This is a genomic window from Rhodopseudomonas palustris, assembly GCF_007005445.1.
Lineage (GTDB): Bacteria > Pseudomonadota > Alphaproteobacteria > Rhizobiales > Xanthobacteraceae > Rhodopseudomonas > Rhodopseudomonas palustris_G.
This window is the reverse complement of the sequence record NZ_CP041387.1, coordinates 4,977,252-4,988,890: the sequence shown is the minus strand read 5'-3', so window position 1 is coordinate 4,988,890 and position 11,639 is coordinate 4,977,252. Positions and strand designations below refer to the sequence as shown.

The 11,639-nt window shown below is 66.4% G+C and carries 11 protein-coding genes; 7 read left to right on the top strand and 4 right to left on the bottom strand.

Going from position 1 to position 11,639, the window contains the following annotated elements; all coding sequences use genetic code 11:
* Positions 1-70 precede the first annotated feature (70 nt).
* The 6 genes from FLL57_RS22985 to FLL57_RS22960 all read left to right on the top strand — a co-directional run bounded on the left by FLL57_RS22985 (position 71) and on the right by FLL57_RS22960 (position 5,493).
* Positions 71-682, top strand: coding sequence for a sigma-70 family RNA polymerase sigma factor (locus tag FLL57_RS22985; protein ID WP_013504613.1), 612 nt, complete (start codon positions 71-73; stop codon positions 680-682).
* 539 nt (positions 683-1,221) lie between these two features.
* A complete protein-coding gene (locus tag FLL57_RS22980; RefSeq protein ID WP_142884110.1) occupies positions 1,222-2,628 on the top strand; it encodes a cytochrome ubiquinol oxidase subunit I in 1,407 nt (468 codons plus the stop codon).
* Positions 2,629-2,650: 22 nt separating this feature from the next.
* The gene (cydB, locus tag FLL57_RS22975; RefSeq protein ID WP_013504615.1) at positions 2,651-3,655 is read left to right on the top strand and encodes a cytochrome d ubiquinol oxidase subunit II; all 1,005 of its coding nucleotides are present in this window, start codon (positions 2,651-2,653) and stop codon (positions 3,653-3,655) included.
* Positions 3,652-3,783, top strand: coding sequence for a DUF2474 domain-containing protein (locus FLL57_RS22970; protein WP_085977243.1), 132 nt, complete (start codon positions 3,652-3,654; stop codon positions 3,781-3,783). Before cydB ends, FLL57_RS22970 begins: the two co-directional genes overlap by 4 nt.
* 39 nt (positions 3,784-3,822) lie before the next feature.
* Positions 3,823-4,416: a L,D-transpeptidase gene (locus FLL57_RS22965; protein WP_425326997.1), complete on the top strand. Its 594-nt coding sequence runs from the start codon at positions 3,823-3,825 to the stop codon at positions 4,414-4,416.
* Positions 4,417-4,458: 42 nt separating this feature from the next.
* Entirely contained in the window at positions 4,459-5,493 is a 1,035-nt protein-coding gene (locus tag FLL57_RS22960) for an amino acid ABC transporter substrate-binding protein (RefSeq protein WP_047306996.1), read from the top strand.
* A 340-nt stretch (positions 5,494-5,833) separates the two neighbouring features.
* Here FLL57_RS22960 and FLL57_RS22955 read toward each other — a convergent pair whose 3' ends face one another.
* The gene (locus FLL57_RS22955; protein WP_142884109.1) at positions 5,834-6,973 is read right to left on the bottom strand and encodes an acyl-CoA dehydrogenase family protein; all 1,140 of its coding nucleotides are present in this window, start codon (positions 6,971-6,973) and stop codon (positions 5,834-5,836) included.
* Positions 6,974-7,128: 155 nt separating this feature from the next.
* Positions 7,129-8,313 carry an acyl-CoA dehydrogenase family protein gene (locus tag FLL57_RS22950; RefSeq protein ID WP_142884108.1) on the bottom strand — a complete coding sequence of 395 codons (1,185 nt, stop codon included), beginning with the start codon at positions 8,311-8,313 and terminating at the stop codon, positions 7,129-7,131.
* 165 nt (positions 8,314-8,478) lie between these two features.
* Between FLL57_RS22950 and FLL57_RS22945 the strand changes: the two genes are divergently transcribed.
* Entirely contained in the window at positions 8,479-9,024 is a 546-nt protein-coding gene (locus FLL57_RS22945) for a carboxymuconolactone decarboxylase family protein (RefSeq protein WP_142884107.1), read from the top strand.
* 28 nt (positions 9,025-9,052) lie between these two features.
* Here FLL57_RS22945 and FLL57_RS22940 read toward each other — a convergent pair whose 3' ends face one another.
* Positions 9,053-10,270, bottom strand: a complete 1,218-nt coding sequence (locus FLL57_RS22940; protein WP_047308491.1) for an MFS transporter — start codon at positions 10,268-10,270, stop codon at positions 9,053-9,055.
* Between the two features lie 85 nt (positions 10,271-10,355).
* Positions 10,356-11,603 carry an MFS transporter gene (locus tag FLL57_RS22935; RefSeq protein WP_142884106.1) on the bottom strand — a complete coding sequence of 416 codons (1,248 nt, stop codon included), beginning with the start codon at positions 11,601-11,603 and terminating at the stop codon, positions 10,356-10,358.
* Positions 11,604-11,639 lie beyond the last annotated feature (36 nt).

Sequence of the window (11,639 nt, the reverse complement as noted above, 5' to 3'; positions counted from 1 at the left end):
TCCTGAAACGGTAGCTGGCTAGTAGTTCTCCCAACACGCCGCGGGGGAGCGCGGCATAAGGGAGCTCGTCATGCAGAACGTCATTGCGCTCAACGACGCCGGCCGCCTGGGCATCCTCGCCGCCAGAGCCACGAGCGATGAAATGCTGCTCGCCAGCATTGCGGGCGGTGACCGGACTGCGATGCACACTCTGTACGCCCGACACAATGTGCGGGTGTATCGTTTCATCCTGCGGATGGTGCGCGATGCCGCCACCGCCGAGGATCTGGTCAGCCAGGTGTTTCTCGACGTCTGGCGGACCGCCCGGCAGTTCGAAGGCCGCGCCCAGGTGTCGACTTGGCTGCTGTCGATCGCCCGCTTCAAGGCGCTGACCGCGCTTCGTCAGCGCCAGCACGAAGACATCGACCAGGACGACGTGCTGGAAATCGCCGACGGCTCGGACTCGCCGGAGACCGCGCTCGACCGCAGCCGCACCGGCGACATCCTGCGTGCCTGCATCGCCAAGCTGTCACCGGCGCATCGCGAGATCATCAATCTGGTCTACTATCATGAGAAGTCGGTCGAAGAGGTCGGCCGAATCGTCGGCATCCCGCAGAGCACCGTGAAGACCAGGATGTTCTATGCCCGCAAGCAGCTCGCCGAACTGCTCAAGCGGCACGGCGTCGAAAGCCTCGCGGCCTGATGCTGCGCCATCCGCCCGGCGTCCCGCGATGTCCCCGCGCCGCTTGGTCGCAGACGAACAATTTGGAGCGGTTCTGATTCGCCGCCCTCGTGCCACGATGTGTTGATCACTATACTCATCACAGCGACGTCACGAGCCGGCGAACGGAACAATTGAAACGATCGACGACATCGAACGGAAAGATCGAGTTGTTAGACTGATCCTCGTCGATGTGGCGGTCACCGGATCGAGCATCGCACGACTGCGAAATTCCAAAAGCCTTCGACCCCCCAATCGCAGGCCTCCAAGGGACCCGGACGAGATGCCCCCTCGTCCGGGTTTTCGCTGTGCCCCGATCCGGATACGCCACATCCGCGGTGCGTTGCGTTGACGCAGCGCTGCGGCAGCGACCGCGTAGGAACAAATCGATCGACGATCAATTGAGCTGCACCGTCGCGGAATTGTTAACCGCCGCTGTCTAGGCATCGTTGCACTGCGGCGATACAGTTCCATGCGATGCTGCAGGCATCATTTTTCCGTCACTTCTGCGGGTCGGTGGAATGTTCGAAAGTCTTGATCCGGTCGTACTGGCGCGCATCCAGTTCGCCTTCACCGTCTCGTTTCACATTATCTTCCCGGCCTTTTCCATCGGCCTTGCGAGCTTCCTCGCAGTGCTGGAAGCGCTGTGGCTTTGGACCAAGCGCGAAGTCTTCATCAATCTGTTCAATTACTGGGTGAAGATCTTCGCCATCGCGTTCGGCATGGGCGTGGTGTCCGGCATCGTGATGTCCTACCAGTTCGGCACCAACTGGTCGGTGTTTTCCGACAAGACCGGCCCGGTGCTCGGCCCACTGATGGCCTACGAGGTGCTGACCGCATTCTTCCTCGAGGCGGGATTTCTCGGCGTGATGCTGTTCGGCCTCAAGCTGGTCGGACCGCGGCTGCATTTTCTCGCCACGCTGATGGTGGCGATCGGCACCCTGATGTCGGCATTCTGGATTCTATCGGCGAACTCCTGGATGCATACGCCGGCCGGCTACGCCATGAACGATGCCGGACAATTCGTCGCCACCGACTGGTTCGCGCTGATCTTCAATCCGTCGTTTCCGTACCGCCTGGTGCACATGGTGCTGGCAGCCTACCTCACCACTGCGCTGGTGGTCGGCGCGGTCGGGGCCTATCACCTGCTGAGCAACACCCGGCAGCCCGGCGCGCGCACGATGTTCTCGATGGCGATGTGGATGATCGCCGTGGTGGCGCCGATCCAGATCTTTGCCGGGGATCTGCACGGCCTGAACACGCTGGAGCACCAGCCCGCCAAGGTGATGGCGATGGAAGGCCATTATCAAAGCCATCCCGACGGCGCGCCGCTGATCCTGTTCGGGCTGCCGGACCAGGACGCCGCGGTGGTGCGCTATGCGCTCGAGATCCCCAAACTATCGTCGCTGATCCTGAAGCACTCGCTCGATGCGCCGCTCCCCGGCCTCGACACCGTGCCGCGAGAGGACTGGCCGCCGGTGCCGATCACCTTCTGGTCGTTCCGGGTGATGGTCGCGCTCGGCTTCCTGATGCTCGGCCTCGGCCTGTCGGGCCTGTGGCTGCGCTGGCGCGGCCGGCTGTTCGAATCGCGACCGCTGCACCGGTTCGCCCTGGCGATGGGCCCGGCCGGCTTCGTCGCCGTGCTGGCGGGCTGGGTCACCACCGAAACCGGCCGCCAGCCGTTCACCGTGTTCGGACTGCTGCGCACCACCGAATCGGTGTCGCCGCTCGCCGCACCGGCCGTCGCGTCCTCGCTGATCGCCTTCGTCGTGGTGTACTTCGCGGTGTTCATCGCCGGCGCCGTGTACATCTTGCGATTGATGGCGCATCCGCCGCACCACGGCGAGGAAGGCCCGCGCGGCGACATGCCGGAACGCGCCGCCGGCATCACGCCGGCCCCGGCGATCGCCACCCGCAGATTCAGTTGAGCAGCAGGATTCGGTTGTGACCATGGCTTACGACGTCGCGACGATCTGGGCTTTCATCATCGCCTTTGCGGTGTTCGTCTATGTGGTGATGGACGGGTTCGATCTCGGCCTCGGCATCCTGTTTCCGCTGTTTCGCACCAAGCGCGACCGCGACGTGGTGATGAACAGCGTCGCCCCGGTGTGGGACGGCAACGAAACCTGGCTGGTGCTCGGCGGCGGCGGACTGTTCGCGGCGTTTCCGCTGGCCTATGCGGTGCTGATGCCGGCGCTGTACACGCCGATCATCGCGATGCTGCTCGGCCTGGTGTTCCGCGGCGTGGCGTTCGAATTCCGCTGGCGGACCCAGCGCGAACGCAACCGCTGGGATCTGGCGTTCTTCCTGGGCTCGCTGATCGCCACGCTGGCACAGGGAATCGCGCTCGGCGCGCTGCTGCAAGGCGTCGCGGTCGAAGGCCGCGCCTATGCGGGCGGGTGGTGGGACTGGCTGACGCCGTTCAGCCTGCTCACCGGCGTCGCGCTGGTGATCGGCTACGCGATGCTCGGCGCCACCTGGCTGGTGATGAAGACCACCGGCGATCTGCGCGAGACCGCCTACCGGCTGAGCCGCTGGCTGCTGGCCGCCATGATCGTCGCGATCATCGCCGTCAGCGCCGCGACGCCGTTCCTCAGCTATGATTACTCGGAGCGCTGGTTCGCCTGGCCGAACGTGCTCGCCACCGCGCAGGTGCCGCTCGCTGTCGCCATCGTCACCGCGCTGCTGTTGCGGGCGCTGGCGCAGCGCCGCGACTACCAGCCGTTCCTGCTGACGCTGTGCCTGTTCGCACTGTCCTATGCGGGCCTCGGGATCAGCCTGTGGCCGTATGTGGTACCGCGCAGCATCACCATCTGGCAGGCCGCGGCGCCGGAGAACAGCCAGATCTTCATGCTGGTCGGCGTCGCCATCCTGGTGCCGATCATTCTCGCCTACACCGCGTGGGCCTATTGGGTGTTTCGCGGCAAGGTCGATCCGGAGAGCGGCTATCATTGACCGGCCCCATTGAACCTCGACGCCCGGTGTCGCGACGACTGCTGTGGTTCGTGGCGCTGTGGCTGGCCGGCGTCGGCACCGTGACGCTGGTCTCGCTGCTGCTGCGGTTGTGGATCGCGCCGGGCTGACGTGGTACACAGCCTGCGGTGTTTCGCGATGGGGGTCTCATGAGAATGCCGCGTTGGATCGGCCGGCTCGCCACGGCGGCGGCCCTGATCACGTTCGTCTCGGTACCGAGCTACGCGCAACAGCCCGACGTCGGCGACGAGCCCGGGCTGATCGCAGACGACGGCTACGTGCTGCCGCCGGAATGGCGCAAGCAGATGGTGTATTACCGCAGCACGGAGGCGCCCGGCACCATCATCGTGCAGACCTCGGAACGTTACCTGTATCTGGTTCAGGGCAACAACCGCGCGCTGCGCTACGGCATCGGGGTCGGCCGCGAAGGCTTCCAGTGGCAGGGGCTGCTGAAGATTTCGCGGAAAGCCGAATGGCCGGACTGGACCCCGCCGCCGGAGATGATCCAGCGTCAGCCCTATCTGCCGCGCTTCATGGCCGGCGGCCCGGGCAACCCGATGGGCGCTCGCGCGATGTATCTCGGCTCGACGGTGTATCGCATCCACGGCACCAACCGCCCCGACACCATCGGCACCGCGATCTCGTCCGGCTGCTTCCGGCTGGTCAACGCCGACGTGATGGACCTGTACGACCGCGTCCCGGTCGGCACCAAGGTGGTGGTCCGGCAGAAGCCCGAGCTGTAACGCACCCCGCCTGCCTACTGTTCTCATTGCGAAAGACTCAGCATGTTCAAACGGACGTTTCAGACCGGGCTCGCCCTCGGGCTCGTGGTCGCGGCGGGAATCGCGGCTGCCGCGGTCACCTATGAGCGCTACGACACCAAGACGCTGAAGCGCACCATCCGCCGCGACGCGGTGCTGTGCGGCGTCAACAAGGGTCTGCCCGGTTTCGCGACCCCGGACGACAAGGGCAACTGGACCGGCTTCGACGTCGACTTCTGCCGCGCGGTGGCGGCGGCGATCTTCGACGATCCGACCAAGGTCAAATTCCTGCCGCTCGACGCCAACGAACGGTTCAAGGAATTGCAGAGCCGCAAGGTCGACATCCTGTCGCGCAACTCGACCTGGAGCATGTCGCGCGAGACGAACTACGAGCTGTATTTCCCGGCGGTCGCCTATTACGACGGCCAGGGCTTCATGGTGCCGGCCTCGCGCAAGATCGACAGCGCGGTCGAACTCGACGGCAGCAAGGTCTGCGTCCAGAACGGCACCACCACCCAGCTCAACCTCGCCGATTACTTCCGCACCAACAACATGACCTATCAGGAGGTCAAATCCGAGAAGTTCGACGACGTGGTGAAGGCCTACAAGGACGGCCAGTGCGACACCTTCACGGCCGACGTGTCGCAGCTCTACGCGCTGCGCAAGACCTTCGCCAACGCCGGCGACCACGTCATCCTGCCCGACGTCATCTCCAAGGAGCCGCTCGCACCCGTGGTGCGGCAGCGCGACGACGATTGGATGATGATCGTGAAGTGGACGCTGTACGCGATGATCAACGCCGAAGAGCTCGGCATCACCTCGCAGAACATCGACGAAGCCCTCAAGTCGAAGAAGCCGGACGTGATGCGCCTGGTCGGCACCGAGGGCGCATTCGGCGAGGATCTCGGCCTGTCGAAGGACTGGGCCGCCCGCATCGTCCGCCATGTCGGCAATTACGGCGAAGTCTACGACCGCAACGTCGGCAAGCTCGGCATCCCGCGCGGCCTCAACCAGCTCTGGAGCAACGGCGGCATCCAATACGCCCCGCCGATCCGGTAAGGACGGCGTCGGCTCGTCTCGTCGGCGCTTCGACACCCTCCACCGTCATCGCCCGCGCAGGCGGGCGAACCAGGATTGCATAGCGACGGCGATCGGCACGAGAGCGCCCTGGGATACTGGATCCCCGCCTACGCGGGGATGACGGCAATGGGCGGGAATGACAGTTTAGAGTGTTGGTGCGCCTGCGCTCTCAAACACCCTCTCGTTCGTCATTCCGGGGCGCGCGCAGCGCGAACCCGGAATCTCGCGGTTCAGGGCACGCACCGAAAACAATCTCCGGATTCAGGGTTCGCGAACTTTCCGTTCGCGCCCCGGAATGACGGCTTGTGATGCTAACCCCTCAATACTTCTTCCACTCCGCCAGTGCTTCGGTGTGGTAGGCGCTGTCGCCGAACAGCTCCTGCAGCACGCGGCCGCGCTTCATGAACAGGCCGATATCGAACTGATCGGTCATGCCCATGCCGCCGTGCATCTGCACACCTTCCTGCACTGCGAGCGTGGTCACCGTACCGGCCTTGGCCTTGGCGACCGCGACCGCGAGGCGCGCCTGCGCCGCGTCGGCATCGACCGCCTGCAGCGCCTTGAGCACGGCGGCGCGCAGGATCTCGATCTCGGTGTAGAGATGTGCGGCGCGGTGCTGCAGCGCCTGGAATTCGCCGATCAGCCTGCCGAACTGCTTGCGCTCCTTGAGATAGCTCACCGTCCGCCCAAACGCCTCGTCGGCGACGCCGAGCATTTCGGCCGCGACGGCAGCGCGGCCGACGTTGAGCACCGCCTCGAGCAGCGCGCCACCGCGATCGACCTCGCCGAGCACCTGATCGGCATTCACCTCGACGTCGTCGAAGCCGATCCGCGCCGCATTGTGCGCGTCGACCATCACGGTACGCTCGATCGCAACGCCCTTGGCCTTCGGGTCGACCAGGAACAGCGTCAGACCGTCGACATCGCCGGGCTGGCCGCTGCTCCGCGCCGCGACGATCAAAAGGTCGGCGACGTGGCCGTCGACCACCAGCGCCTTGTCGCCTTTCAGCTTGAAACCGTTGCCCGCACGCGTCGCGCTCAGGGTGATGCGCGACGGCCGATGCTTGGCGCCTTCGTCCACTGCGAGCGCGGCGATCAGCGAGCCGTCGGCAATCTTCGGCAGGTAGTTCTTCTTCTGCGCGTCCGAGCCGCCGCGGACGAGTGCGGAAGCCGCCAGGATCGCGGTCGACAGCAACGGCGACGGCGTCAGGTTACGGCCGATCTCCTCCATCACCACGCCGGCCTCGACACAGCCGAGCCCGGAGCCGCCGAATTCTTCCGGCACCAGCAGGCCGGCGAGGCCCATCTCGGCAAAACTCTTCCAGAGGTCGCGGGAAAAGCCGGTGGCGTCACGCTCGTCGCGCAGCTTGCGCAGATGAGCGACCGGCGCCTTGTCGCCGATCAGCCCGCGCGCGGAGTCGCGCAGCATGGTTTGTTCTTCGGTGAGGACGAGAGCCATGGGTGAGGTTTCCGATCAGATCAATGATGTTGCAACGATACGAGGACCTCATGGTGAGGAGGCGCGCGCAGCGCGCCGTCTCGAACCATGAGCGCCGCGGCCCCTCATCCTTCGAGACGCGGCCTGACGGCCACTCCTCAGGATGAGGACGCCTACTAAGCCCCCGGCAGATCGAGGATGCGCTTGGCGACGATGCCGAGCATCACTTCGCTGGTGCCGCCTTCGATCGAGTTGGCCTTGGTGCGCAGCCAGGCGCGGGCGCGGGCGCCGTCGTGGCTGCGCACGCTCTCCCACTCCAGCGCGTCGATGCCGCCGGCCGACATCAGGATCTCGTGGCGGCGCTTGTTCAGCTCGGTGCCGTAGTACTTCATCGCCGACGAGAACGCCGGATGCAGTTGCCCGGCCTTGGCGAGATCCACCGCCCGCTCCGCCGCACAGGCGAGCGCCGCCTCGTCGACATCGAACGTGGCGATCTGGCCGCGCAGGATCGGATCGTCGAGCCGCCCCTGCGCGTCGGTGCCGAGCGAATCCGCCGCGACCTGGCCGAGCGGCCGGCCGCCGTCACGGCCGCCCATGCCGGAGATCATTGCGCGCTCGTGCTGCAGCAGATACTTCGCCACATCCCAGCCGCGATTGATGGTGCCGACGACGTGCGACTGCGGCACCCGGACATTGTCGAAGAAGGTCTCGCAGAACGGCGACTTGCCGGAGATCAGCAAAATCGGCTTGGTGGTCACGCCGGGCGACGTCATGTCGAACAGGATGAAGCTGATGCCGTCGTGCTTCTTGGCGGCCGGATCGGTGCGCACCAGGCAGAAGATCCAGTCGGCGTAATTGGCGTAGGACGTCCAGATCTTCGAGCCGTTGATGATGAAGTCGTCGCCGTCCGGCACCGCGCGGGTTTGCAGCGAGGCGAGGTCGGAGCCGGCGTTCGGCTCGGAATAGCCCTGGCACCAGCGGATTTCGCCGCGCGCGATCTTCGGCAGGTGCTCGGCCTTCTGCTGTTCGTTGCCGTATTTCAGCAGCGCCGGCCCAAGCATCCAGATGCCGAACGACGACAGCGGCGGGCGCGCGCCGATCGCGGCCATCTCTTCGCGCAACACCTTGTGCTGGGCGCCGTCGAGCCCGCCGCCGCCGTATTGCGTCGGCCAGTCCGGCACGGTCCAGCCCTTGTCGCGCATCCGCTCGAACCAGACCTTCTGCGCCTCGGAGGCGAATTTGGCGTTGCGGCCGCCCCAGAAATTGTCCTCGTCGCCCTGCATCGGCGTGCGCATCTCGGCGGGGCAATTGGCCTCCAGCCAGGCGCGGGTCTCTGCGCGGAATGTATCGAGATCGGTCATGCGGTTTCCATCCACATTTGCGCCGGCGCGTTGCACGCCGACGATGCATTTATTGGCGGCGACCTTGGCGCGTCACGCGGTGGAATTCAATATCCGTCTCGGGCTGCGGTCTTGCGGCGATGTGCTAGGGAACGAACGCCCGATACCCGAAGAGGACAACCGAGGATGCGCCTGAATTTACTTTCGCCTGGCGAAATGAGCGCCGAACAGCGCGCCATCTACGACGAGTCGATCGCCAGCAAGCGCGGCAGCCCGCCGCCGCCGATGATGGCGTGGCTGGCGAGCCCGGAGATGGCCCGCCACGCGACGCGGCTCGGCGCCTTCCTGCGCTACGACACCTCGCTGCCCCCGGCGCTGTCGGAACTGGCAATCCTGGTCACCGCGCGGCATTGGACCGCGCAGTTCGAATGGTACGCGCACAAGAAGATGGCGCTCGACGGCGGGCTCGACCCTGCCATCATCGACGCGATCCGCGACCGCCGCACCCCATCGTTCGACGATCCGAAGGCGCAGGTGATCTACGATGTCGCCCGCGCCTTGCACGAAGCCAAGGGGCTGCCGCAGCCGCTGTATGACGAGGCGATGCGGCTGCTCGGCGAGCGCGGCTTGGTCGAAGTGATCGGATTGTGCGGCTACTACACTATGGTGTCGATGACGCTCAACGCCTACCAGTTCCCGCTGCCAGACGACGAGACGCCGGAGCTGGCGTGAGACAGTCGTTTCCGCGGCGGCCGAAAGGCTATCGTCGCCCCCGCCGCACCATGATCAGCGCTGCGGCGGCGAGTTGCAGCGCGATGCAGCCGGCGAACGGCAGCGTGTAACTGCCGGAGGCGTCGCGCAGCAGGCCGATGATGCCGGGGCCGAACGCATAGGCGACCTGGTTGATCGCGGTGTTGAGCGCGACCAGGACGCCGAACGACGACGCAGGAAATTCGCGCTGGATGATCAGCGCCGGTAAGGTGATCAGATTGCCGACCGAAAAGCCGAACAGCGCGCAAGCGGCCAGCAGCAGCGCCTCATCGCGGGTGGAGATCAACACGCCCAGCGCCACCGCCTGGCTGGCGAACGACAGCGCCGAGACCAGACGCTGATCGAGACGATCGATCACCACCGACAGCGACACGCGTCCGACCACCGCCATCGCGGTCAGCAGCGACATCGCCAGCGCGGCACGCTCCCGTCCGATCAGCGGATCGAGATAGGCGATCAGGTGGACGATGAAGCCGACTTGCGCGAACAGCACCAGCGAGAACGCGATCGTCGCGGTCAGAAAACCGAGGTCGCGCAACGCGCTGCCGCGGATCGCGCCGGACGACAGCGGCCGCGGCGCGGCGGCGACCGGAGCGGCATTGGCGGGATGCCGCGGCGGCGCAACCACGATCGCGACCAGCGGCATCAGCAATATCACCGCGGCGACTGCCGCCGCAAAGGTCGCCCCGGCGAAGCCGAGCGCGCCGATCAGCGCCACCAGAAGCGGCACGCCCACGATGCCGCCGAAAGAGGCGCCGTTCAGCGCCAGGCTGATCGCCATGCCGCGGCGCCGGTCGAACCACAGGCCGAGCGTGTTGGTGATCGCGCCAAGACTGGTCCCCGCCCAGCCGACCGCCAGCAGCGCATCGACCGCATAGAGCTGCCAGACCGCGTCGATCCGGCCGAGCAGCGCGGTGCCGAGCGCCATCGCGGCGATGCCGCCGAGCAGGCAGGCGCGCGCCCCGATGGTGCGGATCACATCGCCGACGAACGCCACCAGCAGCGCACCGGCGAGATAGAAGAACGTCGTTGCGGTGGCGATCTGCGACGACGGCCAGCCGTGAAGTCGGGCCAGTTCTGCGAGGTACACGCTCTGGCCATAGAAGCCGAGGCCCCAGCCGAAGGTGGCGACGACGAAGCAAACCACGACGATCCGCCAGCCGGGATAGCGGAACGAGGTCTCGTCGGGAGCCGGGGTCGTCACCATCGGCGGCGAGCGTCATTCGTCGCGCGCGACGGCATCGGACTCCCTCCCCTGTCCGGCGTTCGCCGCCGGCCGTGTTGGTGCGCGGTCAGACGCCGCGATCGGACAGCTCAGTTGCGCTCAGAGCCGCACGTTTTCGTATCTTCGACCAGCCGGTGACGGCCAGCACGATCAGGCCGAGCAACACCGGCGGAAACACCGCGAGATTGACGGTCGCCCAGCCGTAGTCGGCCAGCAATTGGCCGGACGCGAACGAGCCCAGCGCCATCAGGCCGAAGATGATGAAATCATTGACCGCCTGGACCTTGGTCCGCTCGTTCGGCTGGTGGGTTTCCAGCACCAGCGCCGAGGCACCGACGAACGCCAGGTTCCAGCCGACCCCGATCACGAACAGCGTCGCCCAGAAGTGCGGGGCGGTGACGCCGGTGAGGCCGATGCCGGCGCCGAGCGCCTCCAGGATCAGGCCGGCCGCGACCACGCGCGGCGCGCCGAACTTGATGATCAGCGAGCCGGTGACGAAGCTCGGCGCGTACATCGCCACGATGTGCCATTGCAGACCGAAATTGGAATCGCCGACGCTCAGCCCGCACATCTGCATCGCCAGCGGCGCCGAGGTCATCACCAGGTTCATCATCGGATAGGCGATTGCGCCGCACAGCGCCGCGGCGATGAAGCGCGGCTGCCGCACGATCTCGAACAGCGGGCGGCCGCCGGCGCGTTCGGCCGGCTTCGGCTTCGGCGCATCGACGCCCCACAGCACCGCCATGGCGATCAGCGCGATCACCGCCTGCACCACATAGGAGAACGCGAACAGATAGGGCTGCCAGACGTCCATGGTCCATTGCACGAGCTGCGGACCGAGCACGCCGGCGAACACCCCGCCGGCCATCACCCACGACACCGCCTTCGGCCGATAGGCCGCGCTGGCGCCGTCGGCGGCGGCAAACCGGTAGGACTGCGACACCGCGGCGTAGAGCCCGCCGATGAACGTCGCGACGCAGAACAGCAGAAACGAGCCGTACAGGATGGCGACGGCGCCGAGCACGCCGGTGAGCGCGCCGCAGCCGGTGCCGATCATGAAGGCGACGCGCCGGCCGTAGACCCGTGCGATCCAACCGGTCGGCAGCGTGCCGGCGGCGAGGCCGAGCACATACATCGACAGCGGCACGGTGGCGAGCGACGTCTGCGGCGCGAGCTGGGCGCCGATGATCGAGCCGGTGGCGAAGATCACCGCGGCGTTGGCGCCGGTCAGCGCCTGCGCCGCGACCAGCCGCACCACATTGGAACGGGCACGGGCATCGTCTTCGACGATGTCGTTGGCCGTCGCATCGACCATCGGCGGGGATTCTCCTCGCGCCGGCCGACCCCGGCC